Here is a 21,536-nt window from a genome sequence, read left to right as displayed (position 1 = left end):
CCGTCAACGAACAAAGCAGCTCCAGCACCCATTGCACGCTTGACGCCGCGTGGCGCCCGGACACCCTGGGTCAAACGCCTTTCTCTTTCCGCGTGCCATCCAGAGATGCCTGCGGGCCGAGCGGATAGTCGGTATAGCCCGCCGCCCCGCCGCCGAAGAAGCGGCTTGCGTCCGGCGCGTTCAGCGGCGAGCCGTGACGCAGGCGCTCGGGCAGATCCGGGTTGGCGATGAAGGGCCGGCCGAAGGCGATCAGGTCTGCCCAGCCGTTGCGCAAGGCCACCTCGGCGCGTGCGGCGGTGTAGTGGCCGGCATAGATCAACGTGCCGCCATAGATCAGGCGCAGTGCTTCCTTGAACGTCGCCGACATCTCAGGCGCATCCTCCCAGTCGGCTTCGGCGATGTGGATGTAGGCCACACCGATCTCGTCGAGCACCTTGGCCGCGGCCAGGTAGGTGGACTCGGGGGTATCGTCGACCGCGCCCTGCAGGGTGGTCAGCGGCGCCAACCGCACGCCGATGCGCTCGCGCCCCACCACCGCCACCACGGCGGCCGCGACTTCGCGCAGGAAGCGCAGCCGCCTGGGCAGGGTGCCGCCATAGCCGTCGGTGCGGGTGTTGGCCTGGGAGTCGATGAACTGGTTGAGGAGGTAGCCGTTGGCTGCGTGCAGTTCGACGCCATCGAAGCCCGCCGCGAGCGCATGGCGCGCGGCCGCGGCGAAGTCCTGCACCACCTGCGCGATCTCGACTTCGGACAGGGCGCGTGGCACCGAGTGCTGCACCATGCGGCCGACGCCGGCCTGCGGGCCTGTTCCGTCGGGGTCGATGAAGACCTTGACGCCTTCGGCACTCAGGGGCGACGAAGACACCGGCGCCGCGCCGTCCGGTTGCAGCGAGACGTGCGACACCCGGCCCACGTGCCACAGTTGCGCGAAGATGCGGCCGCCCGCCGCATGCACGGCATCGGTGACGACGCGCCAGCCGGCCACCTGTTCGGCGCTGTGAATGCCGGGTGTCCAGGCATAGCCCTGACCTTGCGGGCTGATCTGCGTGCCTTCGCTGACGATCAGTCCGGCCGAGGCGCGTTGGGCGTAATACGCCGCCATCAGCGCAGTGGGCACGTTGCCGGCACCCGCGCGCGAGCGGGTCATGGGCGGCATGACGATGCGATGGGGCAGTTCCAGCTTGCCCAGGCGGTACGGTGAGAACAGCATGGTTCAGCGCGCCTTCGAGGTCGTCGGCACGACGTCGATGCGAGCGCCGAGCTTTGGCAGCAGGGCCTCGAGGTCCACGGCTTCGGCCATCGCGCGATGGCCTTCGTCGCCGGGATGCAGCCGGTCGCCGGAATCGAAGTGCGAGGCCATGCGAGCGGGATGGGCGGGATCGCGCAGCACCGCATCGAAATCGATCACGGCATCGAACACGCCGCTGGTGCGGATCCACTCGTTGACCTGCCGGCGCAGCCGGTCCTTGCCGGGCTGGTAGTAGTTGTCCAGTGGCGTGCCGGGCAGGGCGCCCTCGAACGGCGTGAGGGTCGCGCCGATCACGCGCACGCCGCGGCTGTGCGCCTGTTCGACCAGTTGCCGATAGCCCGCCGTCAGCGCCTCCAGTGTGAGCGGCGGGCTTGCGGGTGCGAAGGCCGTGCCCGGCCAGGCGATGTCGTTGATGCCCAGCAGCACGACGACGCTTTGCACGCCGGGTTGCGCCAGCACGTCGCGCTCGAACCGGGCCAGTGCATTGACGCCCATGCCGTCGGACAACAGGCGTGCGCCGGAAATGCCGGCATTGACGACGGCCACGCCATGCGGCGCCAGGCGCGCGGCCAGGAAGTCCGGCCAGCGGGTGTCCTGGTCGAGGCTGGCGGTGGCGCCATCGGTGATCGAGTCGCCGATCACCGCGACCGCGCGTGCCGGCGCTGCGGCCTCGACCTGGATGCCCACCAGAAGCGCGCGTGCCGTCGTGCTCCGGGCCGCAGGTGCCTCCATCTGGAGGGCCGGCGCCATCGTCTGGTCGCCGGCGACGATCCAGCCGGTCTGGCGGCCGTCCCAGTGGAAGGTGCTCAGCGGTACTTCTTCCGGCAGGTACAGGCTCACGGCGAGCTGTTCCAGGGCGGTGACGGGCAACGCGATCGGGTCGCTGAGCAGGGATGCGCCTGGCGGGATGGTCGCCGACGCCCGCCCACCGAAGGTCACGCTGCGCAGACTGTCGGCGATGACCGCGCCGTGGGTCAGCGGCCGGGCGAGCGTGGTCCTGCCCACGGTGAGGGGCTGGCGCCCATAGGCGTTGGACAACACGATGCGCACGCGCGGCCCGCCGAGGCTGACCCGTGCCACCTGGCGCAGGGTCTGGTCGCGCAGTCCGGCCGGCATGTTGGTGGGAAACAGGAAGTCCGACCCCCAGACCGGTTGCGGACTGGCGCTCCACGTGCTGACCCAAGTGGGCTTGGCAGGCTCCGCGACGGCGGAAATGGACGCGCAGGCGGTCAGTGCGAGGGCCAGCATCGCTGCGGCCGATGATTTCGAAAGGATCTGCATGAGATGACTTCAGTGGCGGTTTGTACTTGAATGATGAATTCAAAGACGCAGGCCGAATAGACTGGGCCTCGGCAAAACATCTGTGAATCGAAGTCATCAAGGAGGTCCCATGGCGCGACTGGAAGTCAACCGATCTGGCGAACTGGAGGTGTTCGTGCGGGTCATCGAAGGGGGTGGTTTCTCCGCCGCTGCCCGCGCCTGCGGGATGACGCCGTCGGCGGTCAGCAAGCTGATTTCCCGCATGGAGCAGCGGCTCGGCACGCGCCTGGTGAACCGTTCAACGCGACAGCTGCAGCTCACGCCCGAGGGCTGTGTCTTCTACGAGCGTGGCGTGCGCCTGCTGGCCGACCTGGACGAAGCGGAGCGTTGCGCCAGCGCCCAGGCAGCACCGCGCGGACGGCTGCGGGTGAACGCGAATGTGCCTTTCGGCCATCATTTCCTGCTGCCCCTCGCGCCGGCATTTCTGCACCTGCATCCGGACGTGACCCTGGACATCGTGCTGACCGACGAAGTCATCGATATCCTGGAGCAGCGCACCGACGTGGCGGTGCGCGCCGGCCCGCTCAAGAGCTCGAGCCTGATGGCGCGCAAGCTGGGCGAGACGCGCATGGTGATCGTCGGCGCGCCCGGCTACCTGACGCGCCACGGCACCCCGGCGACGCCGGACGCCCTGCTGCGACACAACCGTCTGGGGGCCAACTACGCGCGCGCCCGGCCTGGCTGGCCGCTGCGACACGACGGCGAAGACACCGTGGTGCCGGTCACCGGCAATGCACAGGCCAGCGACGGCGAGGCGCTGCGCCGCCTGGCGCTCGCCGGCCTGGGCCTGGCGCGCCTGGCCGCCTTCCAGGTCCGCGAGGACCTCGCTGCGGGCCGCCTGGTGGCGGTGCTCGAGGATTTCAATCCGGGCGATGTGGAAGAGGTCCACGCCGTGTTCGTCGGCCAAGGCGGCTACCTGCCGCTGCGCGTACGGTCCTTTCTGGACTTCCTCGCCGAGCGGGTCGATATCGGGGCGCGCTGATGCGGCGTACGCCGGGCGATCAACTCCGCGTCCTGAAGCTGAAGCTCCGATCGAAGGCCTGCCCGTTCGCCGACCCCTTGAAGTGGACGGTGTAGAGCGCCGCGGGTTGAAGCGGCTCGCGCGGCACCATGAAGAACTCGTGGCCCTGGATCGGGCCGACGTCGGTGCGCACCGGCACTGGGGCACCTGCCGAGGTTGTCATGCCGAAGCTGTCGACCTCGAGCAACGCGCCGGCGTCGGCACGCAGGTAGATCGGTGGCCCGACCCGCACCGCCGTGTCCGTGATGGCGGGGAAGGGGTTCGGGATTTCGGTGGCCGGTGCGAAGGCGTACTCGGCGCCCTGCGTGGCCGCGCAGGGATAGTGGGCGACATTGCCGGCACCCAGCAACTGCGTTCCTTCCTGCGCGCCGAGGAGTGCGCCGAAGCGGTACTGGACCGTCGTGAGGGCGTAGCCTCTCTGCATCGAGGTGAAGTTCCGGCTGTTGTCGGCCAGGCCGACGCTGCGTGAGCCGTTCATCGCATCGGAGAGGTGCGCGACGGTGTTCAGCAGACCCCGCATCGCCAGCAGGCCGAAGGCCGCAGCGGTCGGCTCCTGGCCTGGATCGTTCGAAGCGAAGGTCCTGACCTTGGCCGACAGGATCTCGCTCACGTTGTCGCCATAGCCCGCGGCTGCGGCCCGATCCTGCGGGCGGGTGCCCGTGAAGAATGCGTTCGCAGGGGTTTCGAGGTGCCCGATGGTCAGATTCGTGGCGCTCGATTCTTCGAGCAGGTAGTTCACGTGGGCCAGGGACGCCGTGTCGAGCTTCGCTTGCTGGTGGAGCGCACCGAAACCGCAGCCGGTTCGAGCCGCTTGAAGGTAGTTGAAGGCTTCCCGTTCACCTGAGCCGGACGGATAGGTCGGTGCGGCAGCCGTCATCTGGAGCGTGCTGCCGAGAGGCGGAGCCGGATCGGCCGGTGCATCCGCAACGGGGGCCGGAGCCCCGGGATCGCCACCGCCGCCACCGCCACCGCCGCATGCGACCAGCACGCCTGCGGCCGCGCCCATCAAAGTTCTCGAAAGGGCTCTCATGTCGTACGCCGGCGGGCTGTCCACAGGGGCTGCGTACGCCCCTGAGAATTCGAATGTTCTTTGGTCATGCGCCACCCTAGCGACGCGAGTGCTGAACTGATGTCAGTCAACAGCGAAGCCGATGCGTCCTGACGTCTCACAAGGCCGGCCCGAGCGCCTGGATGATAATAAGAACAATTCTTATTATTCTGGTCGGGGTCGGCTCTCACTGCTTTGCAACGTCGGTTGCGCAGCCGGTCAAGCCGCCATGGGGTGTGCCTTGCTGGAGCGCTATTACCGCGAACTGCTGAACTTTCTGCATCGCCAGGTGAACGACCGCGACACGGCGGCCGACCTGGCGCAGGAGAGCTACGCCCGTGTGCTGGCCGTCCAGCATTCCGGGCGCAGCATCCTCGATGTCCGGGCCTTGCTCTATCGCACCGCGCGCAACCTGCTGGTCGACCGGCACCGGCGCGCGGAAGTGCGTCGCCATGACAGCCTGGACGCGTTCCCGGAGGACGAGCAACCCGCTGCGCCGCACGCCCTGCAGCCCGAGGGCGCGTTGGCCTCGCAGCAGGTGCTGCGCGCGTATGTCGGTGCCATCGAGGGCCTGCCCCCGCGCTGTCGCGAAGCCTTCGTGCTGCACATCTTCGACGAGCTCACCCATGCGCAAGTCGCCCAGCGCATGGGCATCTCGGTCAGCATGGTCGAGAAGCACGTCGTGCGGGGCATGCTGGCGTGCAAGCTGTGCGAACGCCGCCTCCAGGACCAGGACGAGCCCGCCCGCGACCGGGCGCCGACCCCGTGGAAGTTCTGATTCGACGACGCAAGCTGAGGAAGCTGAGGAATCGGCACCCCTCGTGCGTCTACAGTCTCGAGCGCTGACGTTTTCTCCATCCCCATGATCTCGCCCCCTTCCGATCGCGATGCCGCTGCCCCCGGGGTCGATGCGCACGCGCGCGCACCGGACGCGCTCGATCTCGAGGCCGCGACCTGGGCCGCCCGCCGACGCAACGGCCTCGATGCCGATGGCGAGGCCGCGCTGCAGGCCTGGCGCGATGCGGACCCCCGGCACGCCGCAGCCCTCGAGGACATGGCGGCCACGGTGGGGCAGCTCCGGCAACTGCCCGGCGACGAGATTGCCGCGCTGCGTCGCGGCCTGCGGCAAGCGGCGCCCACGCGCGGCGCTTCGGCGCACGGCAGCGCGCGCCAGCCCCGGCCCGCGCTGCGCGGCTGGCGGCTCGGCTTGGGCCCGTTGATCGCGCCCGCGGCCGTCGCCGTGCTGGTGGTGGCTGTGGTCGGTGGCGGCTGGATGGGATGGGCGCGCTGGCAGGCACTGCCGACCTTCGAGCAGGCCTTCGCCAGCGAACGCGGTCAGCAGACCGTGGTCACGCTTCCCGACGATCCGGCGCGCGGCAGCACGCTGCAACTCGACACCGCCACCCGCCTGGAAGCGCGGCTGTTCCGCGATCGGCGCGAGGTCCGTCTGCAGGACGGCCAGGCGCTGTTCTCGGTCCATGCCGACAAGGAACGCCCCTTCCACGTGTGGGCCGGCAATCTGCACATCGTCGTGGTCGGCACGCGCTTCTCCGTGCGGCACACGGCGTCGGGCCTGGACGCCGGCCGGACCGTGGTCGCGGTGGAGGAGGGGCAGGTGCGCGTGAGCCGCGCAGCGTCCGGCGACGACGAACGTCTGGACGATGCAACGCGCGCCGAACCGAGCGATGCGCCGGTCGAACTCGCGGCCGGCCAGATGCTGGTGGGCGACGACGCCGGCCACCTCGGACCCGTGACCCGCATCGCGCCCGCGGCCATCGCTTCGTGGCGCAGCGGACGCATCAGCTTCGACCACACGCCGCTGGCCCAGGCCCTGGCCGAGTTCGAGCGCTATCGCAGCACCGGCCTGGTCATCCGGGACCCGGCCGTCGCCAGGCTGCCGGTCGGCGGCAGCTACAGCCTGCAGCAATTCGGACGCTTCGCCGAGTCGCTTCCGCTGGTGCTGCCCGTGCGGCTGGTGCCGCAGGGCGAGGTCACCGAGATCGTGCTGCGCAAGCCCTGAAGATTTTTTTCGAATCCCCGGTTTTCGACCTGAGGTTTGCTTCGGGCTGATGCGTCTACAGCGGTAGGACCAGGCGAGCGCTCCCGTGGCGGCCGCCTGACAACGACCAACGACCGAGGAGTTCCCGATCTATGCGCGCCGCGCGTTTCAATCCTGCCCCGCTGACCCTGGCAGCCGCCATCACCGCGATCTTCGTCGCCGGTCTCGCACCTTCCGCGCATGCCCAGAGCGGCGCGACGACGGCCAGCGCCATGGCGTTCTCGATCCCCGCGCAGCCGCTCGGACAGGCGCTCAACGAACTGGCCCGCCTGGCCAATCTGCAGATGAGTTTCCCGTCGGCCCTGGTGGCCGGCAAGTCGGCACCGGCGGTGTCGGGTCGTTGGACGACGCAGCAGGCGCTGGACCGGATGCTGGCCGGCAGCGGCCTCGAGGCCATGGTGGACGGTTCCTCGGTGCTGGTGCGGCCGGCACTCGCCGGCCGCTCGGGTGCACCGAGCCTGCCGGTGGTCGAGGTGACCGAATCCGCCACCCGCTCGCCGGGGCCCTATGCGGGCGGGCAGGTGGCACGCGGCGGGCGAATCGGCCTGCTGGGCGACCGGGACATGCTGGACACGCCGTTCAGCGCCACGCAGTACACCGCGCAACTGATCGAGGACCAGCAGGCACAGAACCTGGGCGACGTGCTGGTCAACGACCCCTCGGTGCGCAACACCTACTCGCGCGGCGCCGGCCGGGATGAATTCAACATCCGCGGCTTCACGCTGTTCAACTACGACGTGTCCTTCAACGGGCTCTACGGCATCTCCCCGCGCAACGCCAGCTCCTTGATCGGCATCGAGCGCGTCGAAGTGCTGCGGGGACCGAATGCCCTGCTCAACGGCATGGCGCCTGCCGGTTCGGTCGGCGGCTCGATCAATCTCGTGCCGAAGCGGGCCGGCATCGAGCCGCTCAATCGCGTGACGCTGTCGTACATGGACGATGGCCAGTTCGGCACGCAGTTCGACATTGCACGCCGCCTCGGCGAGGACCAGCGATGGGGCGTGCGCGCCAACATCCTCAAGCGCTCGGGCGACACGCCGGTCGATCATTCCAAGGAAGAGCTCGACGCCTTCACGCTGGGCGTCGACTACCAGGGCGACCGCGTGCGTCTGGAGGCCGACCTGAGCTACCAGAACCGGCTCACGCATGCGCGCAGCGGCCTGTTGTTCCCGCCGGAAGCGGGCACGGCCATCGGCCCCGCGCCCGACGCCAGGACCAACTTCCTGCCGGCGTGGACCTACTGGAAGTCGAAGGAACTCTCGGCCATGGTGCGCGCCGAAGTGGACCTGGCACCGAACCTGACCGCCTTCGGCGCCGTCGGTGCGATGCGCTACGACTTCAGGAGCCTGCAGACCAGCTGGCTGATGCAGGACAGCCTCGGTGCGATCGCCGGGCGCCCCGCGCGGCTCAACGAAGAGGTCGACACCCAGACCGCGGAGGCCGGCCTGCGCGGCAAGTTCGCGACCGGGTCGCTGCGCCATGAAGCGGTGGTGAGCGTGAGCACCCTGAATTCCGAGCAGGGCACGCGCCGGCAGAACGGGGCCTTCATCTTCTCCAATCTCTACCAGCCGGCCGACATTGCGCAGCCCCACATCACGGTCGATGCGTACATCCCGAAGGTGGCCGAAACGAAGCTGCGCAGCGTGGCGGTGGCGGACACCATTTTCTCCAGCGACCGGCGCATCCAGCTGACGCTCGGCGCACGCCACCAGCAGGTCGAGACCTCGGGCTTCGATGCCGCGAGCGGCAACCGCAACGCGCACTACGACAAGTCCGCCGTCACGCCGGTGGCCGCGCTGGTGGTGAAGGCGAGCGACGTCTTTTCGATCTACGGCAACTACATCGAAGGCTTGAGCCAGGGCCCGACCGCACCGTCGGGCGCCTCCAACGCCGGCGAGGTGTTCCCGCCGACCAAGGCCAAGCAGATCGAGCTCGGCGCGAAGTACGATTTCGGCCGTTTCGCCACCACGCTGAGCGTGTTCCAGATCGAACGCGCCAGCAGCTTCCTCGATCCGGCGACCCTGCGCTTCAGCGCCGACGGCCAACAGCGCAACCGGGGCGTCGAACTCATCACCCAGGGCGAGGCCGCGCGCGGCGTGCGCCTGCTGGCCGGCTTCGCCTACACCGAGGGCGTGCTGACGCGCACCGAGGGCGGCGAGAACAATGGCCGCACCGCGCCCGCGACGCCGAAGTTCCAGCTCAACGTCGCCGGCGAATGGGACGCCCCCTTCCTGCCCGGCCTGAGCTTCACCGCCCGCGCGCTGCGCACCAGCGCGCAGTACGTGGACGTCGGCAACACGCAGCAGATCCCGGGCTGGACGCGCTTCGACCTCGGGGCGCGCTATCGCTTCGTCACCGGCAACGTGCCGATCACGGTCCGCGCCACCCTCGAGAACGTGGGGGACAAGAACTACTGGCAGTCCGCGGCGCGTGAAGGCCTGACGATCGGCGCACCCCGCACGCTGCTGGTGTCCGTGTCGGCGGACTTCTGAAGCGTCGGCGGTGCGGTCTGCGCGCTGGGGCGTTCTCTCGCGATGCGTGGCCGCCGCGGTCGGCGGCTATGCACTCGCGACCACCCTGTCCACGGCCATCGTCGCGCTCGTCGAGTCCGGCTTCGGCGCCATGCCGCGCGCCGATGCCGTGCTGGTCGCGATGCCACTGAGCTTCGTGGTCTACACGGGCGCGGTGATGTGGGCCTTCGCGGCCCGCAGTGCCGCGTCCGCATGGCTCGGGCTCGGGCTGCCGACCTTGCTGAGCGCGCTGGTCGCATGGACGCTGCTGTGATGCGCGGGCCCTTGCACGCGACGGCGGAGCGGCGATGAAAGAGCAATTCCGGCAGTCCATGGCATGGCTGCACACCTGGCTGGGCCTGCTGTTCGGCTGGGTCCTGTACTTCATCTTCGTCACCGGCACCGTCGGCTACCTCGACACCGAGATCGATCGCTGGATGCGGCCCGAACTGCCGGTCGCCCGACGTGCTTCGTCCGACGCGCCCGCGATCCTGCAGGCGCTGCGCTATCTGCAGGACCATGCCGCGCAGGCAAGGCGTTGGAACATCACGCTGCCCATCGATCGCAACGAGCCTCATCTGCGCGTGTCCTGGCAGGCGGCGCGCGGTGCGCCGCCCGATGCGTCGGGTACGGCCTACCTCGATCCCGTTTCGGGTCGACCCATCGCGACGCGCGACACGGCCGGCGGCCAGACGCTCTACCAGATGCATTGGCGGCTGCACTACCTGCCGGCGCTGGCCAGCGAGTGGATCGTGGGCATCGCGACGCTAGTGCTGCTGATCGCACTGGTCACCGGCATCGTCGTGCACAAGAAGATCCTTGCGGACTTCTTCACCTTCCGTCCCGGCAAGGGGCAGCGCTCCTGGCTCGACGCGCACAACGTGGCGAGCGTCGTGACGCTGCCTTTCCAGCTGATGATCACCTACTCGGGGCTGGTCTTTCTGATGTTTTCGTTCATGCCGCTGGTCGTGACCCCGTGGTACGGACCGGGCGAAGCGAAGCAGGAGGCCTTCCTGAACGAGGTGTTCCCGCCGCTGGCGCCGAGCCGCAGCGCTGGCCGGTCCGCCCCGCGCGTGCCGCTGGACCGTGTGCTGCACGACGCGCAGCAGCGATGGGGCACGAAGCCGGTCGCCACGCTGACTTTCGAGAACCCCAACGATGCCAACGCCCGCATCCATGTCGTCGGCAACTTTGCCGCCGGCCCGCTGCGCGCCACGGACATCCTGGTCTACGACGGCGTGAGCGGCGAACTGCTCACGCAGCGAGACGCGTGGCAATCGGGCCCCAAGGCCTTTCGGGATTTGATGCTGGGCCTGCACGAAGGCATGTTCGCGGCGCCGATCCTGCGGTCGCTCTATGTGCTGTCGGGCCTGCTGGGCGCGGTGATGATCGCGACGGGGCTGGTGCTCTGGTCCGTCAAGCGCAGGCAGCGCGTCGAACGGCATCGGGGCGTGCCCCACATCGGCCTGCGCCTGGTGGAGCGGTTGAACGTCGCCGTGGTCATCGGCTTGCCGGTGGCCATCGGCGCCTATTTCTGGGCCAATCGGCTGCTGCCCGTCGACATCGCCCACCGCGCCGAATGGGAGGTGCACAGCTTGTTCGGCGTCTGGCTGCTGATGTGCCTGTGGGCCGGGCTTCGCCCACCCCGGAGCGCGTGGAAAGAGCAGGCCCTTCTTGCAGCCATCGTCTTCGCCTCGCTGCCTGTGCTCAATGCCTTGACCACCTCGCGCGGCCTGGTGCAATCACTGACCGATCACGACGCGGTCATGGCCGGCTTCGACCTGGCCGCGCTCGCCATCGGCGCTGCGTTCGCCGGCGTCGCCTGGGCTGTGCGGCGAGGGCAGGCGAGGGCTGCACCGTGCTGATGGCGTTGTGGGTGCCGGCCTTGCTGCTGCTCGGTCTCGCCGCATGGGCGCTCGCCATGGACAGGCATCACGAACACCTGCCGCGCCGTTGGCGTGGCGGCCTCGCACGGTCGATGCTGCGCGCTCTCGGCATTGCCGGAATCGCTTCTTCCTTGGCGTGCGCCGTGACCGACAGCGGCGGATCGCAGGGCGTGCTGCTGTGGCTGGGCTGGGTGGCGCCGTCGGCCCTGGCGGTCATCGGCGTGCTTGCCCGGCGTGCACGCAGGCGGACGCCGTAGCCTGAGCGAGGCCGCGTTTCAGCGGCCCGCCGCCCGCCATTCCTCCGCCAGCACCGCGATCAGTTCTCCGGCAGGCAGTTCGCGAACCATCGACACCCCTTGCCCCGCCCACTGCGCGGCGAAGTCGCTGTTGCCCTTGGCGACGGCCGCGGCAGTCAGCGCCTTCGCGGCGTCGTAGGCGATCGGGTAGTCGGGCAGCGTGGCCAGCGCCTGGGCGTCCGCGTCGAGGTAGAGGCGGTTGGGAATGCCGCGCGCGGCGCGGCCCGAGAGCGTGGCGGTCACGGCCGTCCGGGGCGCAGACTTCAGGGCCGTGCGGTAGGCCGCGTTGGCCGACGATTCCGGGCACAGCAGAAAGGCCGTGCCCATCTGCACGGCCGAGGCACCGAGTTGCAGTGCGGCGGCGATGCCCTGGCCGTCCATGATGCCGCCGGCCGCGATCACCGGCAGCTTCGAACGGCGCGCGATCGCGCGGACGAGTGCGAAGGTGCCGATCTGCGGGTCGCCCTGTTCGGGATCGAACACGCCGCGATGGCCGCCGGCCTCGTAGCCCTGCGCGACGATCCAGTCGATGCCGGCGGCCTCGATCTGCGCGGCTTCCTCCAGCGAGGTGGCGCAGGCGGCCAGCACGATGCCTTCGCCGTGCAGCGCGTCGATCCAGGCCTGCGGCGGGAGGCCGAAATGGAAGCTCACCACGGCCGGGCGTTCGGCCAGCAGCATGTCGAGCATCTCGCGGTCGACCGTGAAGCTCTTGTAGATCTCCGTCAGGCCGGTCGGCGGTGTGGCGCCGAATTCCTCGAAGCGTGGGCGCAGCAATGCGAGCCAGGCCGCCTCGCGGACCGGGTCGGCGACGGCGGGCCGGTGGCAGAACAGGTTGACGTTGAAGGGCTTGTCGGTCAGCGCGCGCGTGGCCGCGATCAGGGCCCGGGCCTGCGCGGGCGCGCCGGCGCCCAGGGCCACCGAGCCGAGCGCGCCGGCGTTCGACACCGCGGCGGCCATCTCCGGGGTGGAGACGCCGGCCATCGGGGCCTGCACGATGGGAAGCGGGATGTGGAGTCGCGCGAGCGCGTTGGAGGCTTGCATGTCGAGGGTCCTTGGATGCGATGACGTCGGACTGTATGATCTCAATAAGAGAACAAGTTGATTTTATACATCTCTTTCAAGGAATGATGTGGAACACGCGACCCTGGAGATATTTTGCGCGGTGGCCGAGGAGCTGAGCGTGACCCGTGCCGCCCAGCGCCTGGGCCGGGTCCAGTCCAATGTCACGACACGGGTGCAGCAGCTCGAGGAAGAACTGGGCGTGGCGCTCTTCCTGCGCGACAACAAGCGCATGGCGCTGTCGCCGCAGGGCGAGCGCTTCCTGCACTACGCCAAGGCCCTGCTGGCGCTGGCCGAGGAGGCGCGCCAGGTGCTGCACCCCGCGGAGCCCGCGGGCGTGCTGCGCATCGGTTCGATGGAAAGCACCGCCGCGAGCCGCCTGCCCGAACCGCTGGCGTCCTATCACCGCCAGTTCCCGAAGGTCCGGCTGCGCCTGTCCGACGGCCCGTCGCGCCAGTTGGTCGCGGCGGTGCACGACCGAATCCTGGATGGCGCATTCGTCGCGCTGCCTCCGGTGGCCGAAGGCGATGCAGCGATCGACCTGGCGGCGCTCGGCCTGGCCTCGGCAACGGTGTTCAAGGAAGAGCTGGTGCTGCTGCTTCCCGCCGGCCATGCGCCTGTCAGGCGCGCGGAGGACGTGACGATCCGGTCGGTTGCCGCATTCACGACCGGTTGCACCTACCGCGCGATCACCGAGCGTCTGCTGGAACGGGGCCCGGCTGCGCCGCCGCTCGATGTGCAGGAGATGGGCTCCTACCACGGCATGCTCGCCTGCGTGGCCTCGGGCGAGTGCGTGAGCCTCATGCCGCGCAGCGTGATCGCGCTGATGGGCAAGCCCAAGGGCATGCGCGAGTTGCCGATCATGAAGATCGACACGTTGCTGGTCTGGCGCCAGGGCTACGAGACGCCGGCCTTCGAGGCATTGCGCGGACTGTTCGCCGCGCCGCGGCGCTAGGTGCACGCCATGAAGACCGTGTCGACTTCCAGGCCGGTGGCGCGCACCACGCTCGGCCCCGCGCTGGCCGCCTCGCTGATCCTCGCGATCGGCATGGGCTTCGGCCGCTTCGCCTTCACCGGCCTGTATCCGGTGATGGTGAACGACGGCTTCCTCACGGTGCACGGCGGCACGCTCGCGGCCTCGGCCAACTATGCGGGCTATCTGCTGGGGGCGCTGCTCGTCAGCAACGCGAAGCCTGTGCATGCGCGCAGCCTGTGCATCCGGGCGACCGCGGGCAGCATCGTGTGCATGGCGCTGCTCGGCCTGCTGCACTCGGCGGCCATGATCATCGCGGTGCGCGGGCTGGCGGGCATCTGCAGCGCGGTGTCGATGGTCGCGGCCTCGCTCTGGCTGCTGCAACACATGGGGCAGGGGCACAGCGCCCCTGTTCTCTACGCGGGCGTCGGCGCGGGCATCGTGCTCTCGGCGGAGCTGATCGCGCTCGGTCACCACGCGGGCCTGGCCAGCCCGGCGCTGTGGATCGTGCTCGCGCTCGCGAGCCTGGTGCTCGCGATGGCCGCATCGCCGGCACTGGGGTTGCCGCCCGTCTCGGCGCAGGCCTCCGATGCCGGCCCCGAGGCGCGCGCCGCCGGTGCCGGCACGCCGCTTGCGCAGGCGGTGCGGCTGATCGCCATCTATGGCCTGGCCGGCTTCGGCTACATCGTGACCGCGACCTACCTGCCGCTCTTCGTCCAGGGCGCTCTGGGCCCGGTGGACCCGATCCACGTCTGGGCCGTGTTCGGTTTCGGCGCGGTGCCCTCGTGCTTCTTCTGGCACTGGCTGCGGGTGCGCCTGGGCACACGCCACAGCCTGGCCTGGAACCTCGGGGTCCAGGGCATCGGCGTCGTGCTGCCGGTGTTCAGCGACAGCGCAGCCGCCTACCTGCTGAGCGCCTTCCTGGTCGGCGGCACCTTCGTCGGCACCGTGACCATCGCGATGCCGGCCGCGCGGCGCGTGGCCCATGCGGTGCGCTTCAACATGCTGGCCGTCATGACCGCGGTCTACGGCGTGGGCCAGATCATCGGCCCGCTGGTGGCCAACGCGATCCTCGCGTCGACCCAGTCCTTCACCGGCTCGCTGCTGGCGGCGGGCGGGGCGCTGGTGGTGGCGGCCGTGCTGAGCGCGGGGCTTTGAAGGCGCCGGAAGCGCCGAACAAGGAGGCCGCGCATGGACCGTATCGACGCGATGAAGGTGTTCGTCGCCGCGCTGGACGCGGGCAGCCTGTCGGGCGCGGGCCGGCGGCTGGGCCGTTCGCCCGCGGCGGTCAGCCGTGCCATCGCCTTCCTCGAGCACCACGTCGGCACCGAGCTGCTGCACCGCACGACACGCATGCTCAAGCTCAGTGAGGCAGGCGAGCGCTATGCCTTTGCCTGCCGCCGGATCCTGAGCGATCTCGAGGAGGCCGACCTGAGTGCGGCCGGCGAGCGTTCGGCGCCGCGCGGGACGCTGACGCTGAGCGCGCCGCCCATCAGCGGCGAGCAGATCCTGCAGCCGATCGTCGACGCCTACCTCGATGCATTCCCCGGCGTGTCGGTGAACCTGGTGCTGCTCGACCGGCCGGTCAACCTCGTGGAGGAGGGCATCGACATCGCGCTGCGCGTGGGCGAGTTGCCCGACTCCTCGCTGGTGGCACTGCGCGTCGGCGGCGACGTCAAGCGCGTGGTGGTCGCGGCGCCGCGTTATCTGGCCGCGCATCCGCGCATCGCCGAGCCCGCCGATCTGCTCAAGCACCGGATCGTGACGACCACCCACTTCGGCCACGACAGCTGGAGCTTCCCGCCGCTAGCGGGCGGTGCCGTGCCGCGCACCGTGCACTTCAAGCCGCGCCTGGTGGTCAACAGCGTGCGGGCCGCGCTGGCGTCCGCGGTCGAGGGGCATGGCGTGACGCGGCTCTACACCTACCACGTGGCCGAGCGGGTGCGGGACGGGTCCCTGACGATCCTGCTGCGTGACGCCGAGGCCGCGGCCATGCCGGTGCACCTGGTCGTGCCGCAAGGGCGGCTTTCGGTGCCGAAGGTGCGCGCATTCGTCGACTTCGCGGCGCCGCGCCTGCGGATCGAATTCGCACGGCTGTCGGCCGAGGCCGGCGCTTTCGGCACGTAGGACGCACGGGCCGCACGGGTGGCGTCTCGCCGATTCTTCCCCTTTCTGCAAAGGTCCTCGCCGTACGACGGCGCTTCTCGCAGCGAGCCCCGAAGCCCAGAATTTCCGGACGGTCCAGACGGGCCGCCGGCGGCAATACCGCCAGCCGGAAGACATCTCCGAGGACATCATGGGCATCGAACAGAAAGTCGCCATCATCACTGGCGCATCCCAAGGCATCGGCGCGGCACTGGTGAAGGCCTACCGCGATCGCAACTACCGCGTGGTCGCCACCTCGCGCTCGATCCAGCAGGGCGCGGACACCGACGTGGTCGCCGTGGCCGGCGACATCGGCGAGGCCGCGACGGCCGAGCGCGTCGTGACCGAAGCCATCGCGCGCTTCGGCCGCATCGACACGCTGGTCAACAACGCCGGCATCTTCACCGCCAAGCCCTTCGTCGAGTTCACGGCCGAGGACTTCGAAGCGAACATCGCGACCAACGTGGCCGGCTTCTTCCACCTCACGCAGCGCGCCGCTGTGGAGATGCTCAAGCAGGGCTCGGGCCATATCGTGAGCATCACGACCAGCCTGGTCGACCACGCGGTCGCGGGCGTGCCGACCGTGCTCGCGAACCTGACCAAGGGCGGCATCAATTCGGCCACCAAGGCGCTCGCGATCGAGTACGCGGCGCGCGGCATCCGCGTCAATGCGGTCTCGCCCGGCATCATCAAGACGCCGATGCATGCACCGGCCACGCATGACTTCCTTGCGGGCCTGCATCCGGTCAAGCGCATGGGCGAGATCCAGGACATCGTGGACGGCGTGCTGTTCCTCGAGTCGGCCGGCTTCGTCACCGGCGAGATCCTGCATGTGGACGGCGGCCAGAGCGCCGGTCACTGAGGTCGCGCCATGCCATTCGTCACCATCCAGGTCACGCGCGAGGGCAGCACGCCCGATCGCGATCGCGTCACGGCCGAAGAGAAGGCCAGGCTCATCGCGGGCGTGAGCCAACTGCTGCTGGACGTGCTGCACAAGCCGCTCGATGCAAGCTTCGTGGTCGTCGAGGAAGTCGAACTCGACAACTGGGGCGTGGGCGGACTGCCTGTCGCCGAGTACCGCCGGCGGCAAGCGTCGCCACCCCGCTGATGCAGCGCTACGGCATGTGCGGCAGCCCCGGCTCGCAGTGCGCAGCACCACCAGCCGGCCCAGCGTCTCGAGGTCCTGCACCACCTCCGCCGGCACGGCGCGCCGCGACAGTCTCCCCATCCGCCGCAGGGACAAGACGACGCTGCGCTGCATCCTTCAACTCATGAAACAAATAATGTTGCATGAAACGAGACAGCAAATTATCCGGCGTGCTGCACGTGCTGCTGCACATGGCCGAGAGCGAGTCGCCCACGACCTCCGAGTCGCTGGCCGTGGCGATGAACACCCATCCCGTGGTGGTGCGCCGCGTGATGGCCGGGCTGCGTCAGGCCGGCTTCGTGAGCTCGGCCAAGGGGCACGGCGGCGGTTGGGTCATTTCGTGCCCGCTGTCGGAGGTGACTCTGGCCGACATCCATGCGGCTTTGGGCGCGCCGTCGCTGCTGGCCCTGGGCAATCGCACCGAGAGCCCGGGCTGCGTGGTCGAGCAGGCGGTGAATGCCGCGCTGGACGACGCCTGCCAGGCGGCCGAAGCCGTGCTGCTGGAACGCCTGGGCCAGGTCACGCTGGCCACGCTGTCGAAGGATTTCCATCGCCGGATGGTGGCCGGCCGTTTTTCTGAAAAGGACATTTCTCATGCGTCATGACGCTCTGGTGATTGGTGGCAGTTTTGCCGGTCTTTCGGCGGCGATGCAATTGGCACGCGCGCGCCGGTCGGTCTGCGTGGTCGACGCAGGCGAGCCGCGCAACCGCTTCGCCGCGGCCGCGCACGGCTTCTTCGGGCTCGACGGCGTGCCGCCGATCGAACTGATGGCGCAGGCCCGCGCCAAGCTGCTGGCGTATCCCAATGTCCACTTCGTGCAGGGCCGCGCCACCGGCGCCCAGGCCGATGAGGCCGACGCTGCCGACGGGGCGGGGGGCTTCACGGTCACGCTCGATTCCGGCGCGCAGCTGTCGGCGAAGAAGCTGCTGTTGGCCTTCGGTGTGGCCGACACCCTGCCGGCACTCGACGGCCTGCGCGAACGTTGGGGCCGAAGCGTGCTGCACTGTCCCTACTGCCACGGCTACGAAGTCGGCGGCGGCCCGCTGGGCGTGCTGTACGCCTCTCCACTGTCGGTGCACCAGGCGGTGCTGATCCCCGACTGGGGGCCGACCACCTTTTTCCTCGACGGCCACGACGATGCACTCGACGAGGCCACACGCGTCAAGCTGCTGGCGCGGAGCATCACGCTCGAGCCGGCGCGGGTTGTCGGCCTGGAGGGCGTATCGCCACGATTGACGGGCGTGCGGCTGGCCGACGGGCGCGTGGTGCCGATCGATGCGCTGTTCGTCGCCTCCCGCACGCGCATGGCGAGCCCGCTGGCCGAGCAGTTGGGCTGCGCCTTCGACGAAGGCCCGCAGGGTCCGGTGATCCGCACCGAAGCCTCGAAGCTGACGACCGTGCCCGGCGTCTACGCGGCGGGCGATGCGGGACAGATCCCGCAGAACGCCACCCTGGCTTCGGCCGATGGGCTGATCGCAGGCGTGTCGCTGCATCAGGCGCTGATCCACGGGCTCTGACCCTCGTGCTGGTGGGCAAGGACGGTGGCTTGAAGATGACCGAGGGCGCGGACGTCGACCTGGACGCGGTCTTTGCCTAACCCATGGCGCCGTCTCCCAGAAGCTCGCGCAGCGCGTCGCTCCACAGCGCGTGCGCCGGCCCCGAGGCCTGGTGGCCGAAAGGCGTGTCCATCTCCACATAGCGCAGCGCGCGCCGGCCGCGCGTGCCGGCCAGCGTGCCGCGCACCGCGGAGGGAGCGAACAACGCATCGGTGCGGGCCACGACGTGCAGCACGTCGCTGCGTATGCGGTGCAGTTGCGCGCGCACATCGAAGGCGAGTGCGGCCTTGAGCAGGACGATGAGTGCATGCGCATCGAATTCGCCGGCCCAGGACCGCGCCATGCCGTCGATCTTCCGCCGCCGTGCTGCGGCATCGAGGCCCTGCGCGCGCAGTACCTCGTCCATGCCGTAGGCCTCGAGCGTGGCCACGCGCAGCCGGCAGAGCGTGCCGCGCACGCCGTCGGGTTCAGGGCGACCGTCGTTCCAGCCCGGGTCGCGGGCAAAGGCCTGCAGCAGCGTGGGCAGGTCCATGTGCGGGCTTGGCGGCAGGAAGGGGGCCGACACCACGGCTGCGATCGCATCGACCTGCCCGGGGTGGTCGAGGGCCCATTGCAGCGCCTGGAATCCGCCATACGAGGGACCGACGACGGCGCGCAGATGGCGCACGCCGAGCCGGTCGAGCAGCCGGTGCTGCACCGCCACGATGTCCTGCAGCGTGATGTCGGGGAAGTCGGGGCCGTAGGCCCGGCCCGAGCGCGGGTCGATGCTCGCGGGCCCGGTGCTGCCGTAGCAGGAGCCGAGCATGTTCGCGCAGACGATGTAGTAGCGCTGCGTGTCGAGCACGCGGCCGGGGCCGATCAACGGCGCCCACGATCCTTCGGCCACGCCGTCGCCGTGGGCGAGCATCCGATGGCTGGCGGTGTAGCCGTGCGTCACGAGGATCGCGTTGCGCCCGTCGGGCGCGAGTTGCCCGTAGGCGGCATAGGCGACGTCGACCGCGGGCAGGATGACGCCGGACGACAGACGGAAGGCGCCGAGGGCGTGTTCGAACTCGGTCGGCGCGGAGGTCGTCGGGATCGGAGAGGGCATGCTTCTTCGAGGGGATGGCACCGCGGGGGGCTATTGATCGATGCGGATGCCGGCGCTCTGGATGACCTGCACCCAGCGCGCCGCGTCCTTGCGCACGAAGGCATCGAACTCGGCCGGCGTGCCGTCGAAGGGGATCCAGCCGTCGGCCTCGAGCGGCTGGCGCACCTCCGGCAACCGGGTGGCGTGGGCCACGGCGGCAGCGATGCGCTCGACGATGGCGGCGGGCGTGCCTTTGGGCGCGTCGATGCCGGCCCAGGAGGTCACGACCATGTCGGGAAAGCCGGCTTCCTTGAAGCTCGGTACCTCGGGCAGGGCGGGGTTGCGCTGGACGCTGCTGATGGCGAGCGCCTTGAGCTTGCCGGCCTTGAGGTAGGGCAGGGCAGTGTCCTGGTTGAGCGCGATCACGCGCACGGTGCCGGCGAGCACGTCCTGCAACGCCGGCGCCGCGCCCTTGTAGGCCACGTGGTTGAGGCGGATGCCCGCGGCGCGCTGGAACATCTCCATCGCCAGATGGCCCGAGGTGCCGTTGCCGCCGCTGGCGAAGTCGATGGCGCCCGGCTGAGCCTTGGCGCGCGCGACGAATTCGGCGAGCGTCGCGGTGCCGAAGTCGGGCCGCACCACCAGCACGTTGGGCCCCTGCGTCATGGGCGCGACGTGCACGAAGTCGTTGAGGTAGTCGTAGGGCAACTTGGCATAGAGGCCGGGGTTGATGGTGTTGAAGGCACCGGTGAAGAGCAGCGTGTAGCCGTCCGCCGGCGACTTGGCGGCCACGGCCGTGCCGAGGGTGCCGCCCGCGCCGCCGCGGTTGTCGACCACGAAGGTCTGGCCGAGGAACGGCCCCATGCCGTGGGCCAGCAGGCGGGCCAGCCGGTCGCTGGCACCGCCGGGCGCGGTCGGCACGATCAGCCGCACCGGGCGGTTGGGCCAGGCCGCAGCAGGTTGTGCGTTGGCGAGCCCGGGCAGCAGGCTGGCGCCTGTGGCGAGCAGCAGCGCGCGCCGGCTTGGGGAAATCGTCATGGGGTGTCTCCGGATCGTTGTGTGTCTGCGGTCAATGGTACCGGTACCATTTCAATGGAGTCTGCTCGTTTTCCATGAGATTGCATGCCCTCGGCGGGCTGCCACGACCGCAGGGGCCGCTATGCCGTGGCGCGTTCGATGATCGAGAAACCCAGGTCCCAGACGCCGGGCGGCGCATCGCGCCCGTCGATGCGGTCCAGCAGCAACCGGCCCGCGCGGGCGCCGATGGCCTGGCCGTCGAGGTGCACGGTGGTCAGCGCCGGCTGCACGTCGGCCGAGAAGGGCAGGTCGCCGCAGCCGACCACCGCCATGCGCGCCGGAATCTCCACGCCGCGGGCCTGGGCCTCGATGAGCACGCCCATGGCCATGAGGTCGGAGTTGCAGAAGATTCCGTCGACCGCTTCGCCGCCATCGGCCAGCAGCCGCGCCAGGCCGTCGCGGCCGCTGCGCAGGGTGGCCGGTGCGGGCACCGCATGGCGAACCGGCGCGGGCATGCCCAGCGCGCCCGCGGCCGCCGTGAAGGCCTCGGCGCGCGCCTGCGAGCGCGCATCGTCGGCACCGAGAAAGGCCAGCCTGCGCCGGCCGCCCGCGTGCAGGAAACGCACCACGGCGCGTGCCATCTCGGCATGCGAGAAGCCCACGAGCATGTCGATCGGGTCGTCGATCAGGTCCCAGGTCTCGACCACCGGCACGCGGCTGGCCCGAAGGCGCTGCCGCCACTGCGGCGAATCGAGCGTACCGGTGAGCACGATGCCGGCGGGCCGGCGGCCCAGCACGGTCTCGAGGATGCCGTCGCGGCGCGCGTTGTCGTAGCCCGTCTGGCCCAGCAGCATCTGGCAGCCGCCGGCTTCGAGCACGTCGCCCAGGGCCTCGAGCATCGGGTGCAGCGTCAGGGTCGAGATCGTCGGCACCAGCGCGGCCACCAGCCGGCTCTGCCCGGACGACAGCGCGCCGGCGATCAGGTTGGGGACATAGCCGCTGGCAGCCACGGCCTCGCGCACGCGTTCGCGCACGGCCGGCGACACCTGCGCAGGCGTGCTCAGGGCGCGGGAAACGGTGATGGGCGCGACGCCCGCGAGCCGCGCGACGTCGCGGATGGTCACATGGCCGGTGCCGCGGCGTCGGCTCACGGGGGCTTGCTCGGGAGAGTCCATGGGCG

General features: G+C 69.9%; 21 protein-coding genes. 14 read left to right on the top strand and 7 right to left on the bottom strand.

The genetic code is table 11. The features are described from left to right. Window positions 1-70: 70 nt before the first annotated feature. A complete protein-coding gene (locus tag ACSFBC_RS03990; protein ID WP_435508999.1) occupies window positions 71-1,210 on the bottom strand; it encodes an alkene reductase in 1,140 nt (379 codons plus the stop codon). Window positions 1,211-1,213: 3 nt separating this feature from the next. Beyond that, window positions 1,214-2,530 carry an SGNH/GDSL hydrolase family protein gene (locus ACSFBC_RS03985; RefSeq protein ID WP_435508998.1) on the bottom strand — a complete coding sequence of 439 codons (1,317 nt, stop codon included), beginning with the start codon at window positions 2,528-2,530 and terminating at the stop codon, window positions 1,214-1,216. Window positions 2,531-2,639: 109 nt separating this feature from the next. On the opposite strand from ACSFBC_RS03985, the gene ACSFBC_RS03980 reads away from it, so the two are divergent. Next, window positions 2,640-3,551, top strand: coding sequence for a LysR family transcriptional regulator (locus ACSFBC_RS03980; RefSeq protein WP_435508997.1), 912 nt, complete (start codon window positions 2,640-2,642; stop codon window positions 3,549-3,551). A 19-nt stretch (window positions 3,552-3,570) separates the two neighbouring features. Here the strand turns inward: ACSFBC_RS03980 and ACSFBC_RS03975 are convergent, their stop codons facing one another. Beyond that, window positions 3,571-4,596: a hypothetical protein gene (locus ACSFBC_RS03975; RefSeq protein WP_435508996.1), complete on the bottom strand. Its 1,026-nt coding sequence runs from the start codon at window positions 4,594-4,596 to the stop codon at window positions 3,571-3,573. Window positions 4,597-4,879: 283 nt separating this feature from the next. Here ACSFBC_RS03975 and ACSFBC_RS03970 point away from each other — a divergent pair, with 283 nt between their 5' ends. The 6 genes from ACSFBC_RS03970 to ACSFBC_RS03945 all read left to right on the top strand — a co-directional run bounded on the left by ACSFBC_RS03970 (window position 4,880) and on the right by ACSFBC_RS03945 (window position 11,350). Beyond that, entirely contained in the window at window positions 4,880-5,416 is a 537-nt protein-coding gene (locus tag ACSFBC_RS03970; RefSeq protein WP_435509262.1) for a sigma-70 family RNA polymerase sigma factor, read from the top strand. Between the two features lie 84 nt (window positions 5,417-5,500). Beyond that, entirely contained in the window at window positions 5,501-6,658 is a 1,158-nt protein-coding gene (locus ACSFBC_RS03965; RefSeq protein WP_435508995.1) for a FecR family protein, read from the top strand. A gap of 131 nt (window positions 6,659-6,789) precedes the next feature. Beyond that, window positions 6,790-9,189 carry a TonB-dependent siderophore receptor gene (locus ACSFBC_RS03960; RefSeq protein ID WP_435508994.1) on the top strand — a complete coding sequence of 800 codons (2,400 nt, stop codon included), beginning with the start codon at window positions 6,790-6,792 and terminating at the stop codon, window positions 9,187-9,189. A 46-nt stretch (window positions 9,190-9,235) separates the two neighbouring features. Next, window positions 9,236-9,481 carry a DUF3649 domain-containing protein gene (locus tag ACSFBC_RS03955; protein ID WP_435508993.1) on the top strand — a complete coding sequence of 82 codons (246 nt, stop codon included), beginning with the start codon at window positions 9,236-9,238 and terminating at the stop codon, window positions 9,479-9,481. Window positions 9,482-9,515: 34 nt separating this feature from the next. Next, window positions 9,516-11,072, top strand: a complete 1,557-nt coding sequence (locus ACSFBC_RS03950; protein ID WP_435508992.1) for a PepSY-associated TM helix domain-containing protein — start codon at window positions 9,516-9,518, stop codon at window positions 11,070-11,072. Next, window positions 11,072-11,350: a DUF3325 family protein gene (locus tag ACSFBC_RS03945; RefSeq protein WP_435509261.1), complete on the top strand. Its 279-nt coding sequence runs from the start codon at window positions 11,072-11,074 to the stop codon at window positions 11,348-11,350. Before ACSFBC_RS03950 ends, ACSFBC_RS03945 begins: the two co-directional genes overlap by 1 nt. Window positions 11,351-11,368: 18 nt before the next feature. On the opposite strand, the gene ACSFBC_RS03940 is transcribed toward ACSFBC_RS03945, so the two are convergent. After that, window positions 11,369-12,430: an NAD(P)H-dependent flavin oxidoreductase gene (locus ACSFBC_RS03940; protein WP_435508991.1), complete on the bottom strand. Its 1,062-nt coding sequence runs from the start codon at window positions 12,428-12,430 to the stop codon at window positions 11,369-11,371. Between the two features lie 88 nt (window positions 12,431-12,518). On the opposite strand from ACSFBC_RS03940, the gene ACSFBC_RS03935 reads away from it, so the two are divergent. The 7 genes from ACSFBC_RS03935 to ACSFBC_RS03905 all read left to right on the top strand — a co-directional run bounded on the left by ACSFBC_RS03935 (window position 12,519) and on the right by ACSFBC_RS03905 (window position 18,231). Continuing rightward, window positions 12,519-13,403 carry a LysR family transcriptional regulator gene (locus tag ACSFBC_RS03935; RefSeq protein ID WP_435508990.1) on the top strand — a complete coding sequence of 295 codons (885 nt, stop codon included), beginning with the start codon at window positions 12,519-12,521 and terminating at the stop codon, window positions 13,401-13,403. A gap of 9 nt (window positions 13,404-13,412) precedes the next feature. Then, window positions 13,413-14,579 carry a YbfB/YjiJ family MFS transporter gene (locus tag ACSFBC_RS03930; protein ID WP_435508989.1) on the top strand — a complete coding sequence of 389 codons (1,167 nt, stop codon included), beginning with the start codon at window positions 13,413-13,415 and terminating at the stop codon, window positions 14,577-14,579. Between the two features lie 33 nt (window positions 14,580-14,612). Then, window positions 14,613-15,548, top strand: a complete 936-nt coding sequence (locus tag ACSFBC_RS03925; RefSeq protein ID WP_435508988.1) for a LysR family transcriptional regulator — start codon at window positions 14,613-14,615, stop codon at window positions 15,546-15,548. Window positions 15,549-15,717: 169 nt separating this feature from the next. Continuing rightward, window positions 15,718-16,428 (top strand): SDR family NAD(P)-dependent oxidoreductase, encoded by a 711-nt coding sequence (locus ACSFBC_RS03920; protein ID WP_435508987.1) that lies wholly within the window; start codon window positions 15,718-15,720, stop codon window positions 16,426-16,428. Window positions 16,429-16,437: 9 nt separating this feature from the next. After that, on the top strand, window positions 16,438-16,674 hold the full coding sequence (locus ACSFBC_RS03915; protein WP_435508986.1) for a tautomerase family protein: 237 nt from the start codon (window positions 16,438-16,440) through the stop codon (window positions 16,672-16,674). 182 nt (window positions 16,675-16,856) lie between these two features. Then, window positions 16,857-17,318 carry an Rrf2 family transcriptional regulator gene (locus ACSFBC_RS03910; RefSeq protein ID WP_435508985.1) on the top strand — a complete coding sequence of 154 codons (462 nt, stop codon included), beginning with the start codon at window positions 16,857-16,859 and terminating at the stop codon, window positions 17,316-17,318. After that, window positions 17,308-18,231, top strand: coding sequence for an NAD(P)/FAD-dependent oxidoreductase (locus ACSFBC_RS03905; protein WP_435508984.1), 924 nt, complete (start codon window positions 17,308-17,310; stop codon window positions 18,229-18,231). The genes ACSFBC_RS03910 and ACSFBC_RS03905 overlap by 11 nt, the downstream gene beginning before the upstream one ends. Before the next feature lie 76 nt (window positions 18,232-18,307). Here the strand turns inward: ACSFBC_RS03905 and ACSFBC_RS03900 are convergent, their stop codons facing one another. The 3 genes from ACSFBC_RS03900 to ACSFBC_RS03890 all read right to left on the bottom strand — a co-directional run bounded on the left by ACSFBC_RS03900 (window position 18,308) and on the right by ACSFBC_RS03890 (window position 21,531). Then, entirely contained in the window at window positions 18,308-19,360 is a 1,053-nt protein-coding gene (locus ACSFBC_RS03900) for an alpha/beta fold hydrolase (protein WP_435508983.1), read from the bottom strand. Between the two features lie 30 nt (window positions 19,361-19,390). Continuing rightward, window positions 19,391-20,377 carry a Bug family tripartite tricarboxylate transporter substrate binding protein gene (locus ACSFBC_RS03895; protein ID WP_435508982.1) on the bottom strand — a complete coding sequence of 329 codons (987 nt, stop codon included), beginning with the start codon at window positions 20,375-20,377 and terminating at the stop codon, window positions 19,391-19,393. 119 nt (window positions 20,378-20,496) lie between these two features. Continuing rightward, on the bottom strand, window positions 20,497-21,531 hold the full coding sequence (locus ACSFBC_RS03890) for a LacI family DNA-binding transcriptional regulator (protein WP_435508981.1): 1,035 nt from the start codon (window positions 21,529-21,531) through the stop codon (window positions 20,497-20,499). Window positions 21,532-21,536 lie beyond the last annotated feature (5 nt).

Source organism: Variovorax frigidus (assembly GCF_051216515.1).
Classification (GTDB): Bacteria; Pseudomonadota; Gammaproteobacteria; order Burkholderiales; family Burkholderiaceae_C; genus Variovorax.
This window is presented reverse-complemented; position numbering and strand designations above follow the sequence as displayed.

Bases quoted from the DNA above. Each gene is read 5' to 3' on its own strand.
- ACSFBC_RS03940 (WP_435508991.1), bottom strand. From the start codon at position 12,430: ATGCAAGCCTCCAACGCGCTCGCGCGACTCCACATCCCGCTTCCCATC.
- ACSFBC_RS03945 (WP_435509261.1), top strand. From the start codon at position 11,072: ATGGCGTTGTGGGTGCCGGCCTTGCTGCTGCTCGGTCTCGCCGCATGG.
- ACSFBC_RS03985 (WP_435508998.1), bottom strand. From the start codon at position 2,530: ATGCAGATCCTTTCGAAATCATCGGCCGCAGCGATGCTGGCCCTCGCA.
- ACSFBC_RS03975 (WP_435508996.1), bottom strand. From the start codon at position 4,596: ATGGGCGCGGCCGCAGGCGTGCTGGTCGCATGCGGCGGTGGCGGTGGC.
- ACSFBC_RS03890 (WP_435508981.1), bottom strand. From the start codon at position 21,531: ATGGACTCTCCCGAGCAAGCCCCCGTGAGCCGACGCCGCGGCACCGGC.
- ACSFBC_RS03905 (WP_435508984.1), top strand. From the start codon at position 17,308: ATGCGTCATGACGCTCTGGTGATTGGTGGCAGTTTTGCCGGTCTTTCG.
- ACSFBC_RS03915 (WP_435508986.1), top strand. From the start codon at position 16,438: ATGCCATTCGTCACCATCCAGGTCACGCGCGAGGGCAGCACGCCCGAT.
- ACSFBC_RS03920 (WP_435508987.1), top strand. From the start codon at position 15,718: ATGGGCATCGAACAGAAAGTCGCCATCATCACTGGCGCATCCCAAGGC.
- ACSFBC_RS03990 (WP_435508999.1), bottom strand. From the start codon at position 1,210: ATGCTGTTCTCACCGTACCGCCTGGGCAAGCTGGAACTGCCCCATCGC.
- ACSFBC_RS03910 (WP_435508985.1), top strand. From the start codon at position 16,857: ATGAAACGAGACAGCAAATTATCCGGCGTGCTGCACGTGCTGCTGCAC.
- ACSFBC_RS03965 (WP_435508995.1), top strand. From the start codon at position 5,501: ATGATCTCGCCCCCTTCCGATCGCGATGCCGCTGCCCCCGGGGTCGAT.
- ACSFBC_RS03925 (WP_435508988.1), top strand. From the start codon at position 14,613: ATGGACCGTATCGACGCGATGAAGGTGTTCGTCGCCGCGCTGGACGCG.
- ACSFBC_RS03950 (WP_435508992.1), top strand. From the start codon at position 9,516: ATGAAAGAGCAATTCCGGCAGTCCATGGCATGGCTGCACACCTGGCTG.
- ACSFBC_RS03895 (WP_435508982.1), bottom strand. From the start codon at position 20,377: ATGACGATTTCCCCAAGCCGGCGCGCGCTGCTGCTCGCCACAGGCGCC.
- ACSFBC_RS03930 (WP_435508989.1), top strand. From the start codon at position 13,413: ATGAAGACCGTGTCGACTTCCAGGCCGGTGGCGCGCACCACGCTCGGC.
- ACSFBC_RS03980 (WP_435508997.1), top strand. From the start codon at position 2,640: ATGGCGCGACTGGAAGTCAACCGATCTGGCGAACTGGAGGTGTTCGTG.
- ACSFBC_RS03960 (WP_435508994.1), top strand. From the start codon at position 6,790: ATGCGCGCCGCGCGTTTCAATCCTGCCCCGCTGACCCTGGCAGCCGCC.
- ACSFBC_RS03900 (WP_435508983.1), bottom strand. From the start codon at position 19,360: ATGCCCTCTCCGATCCCGACGACCTCCGCGCCGACCGAGTTCGAACAC.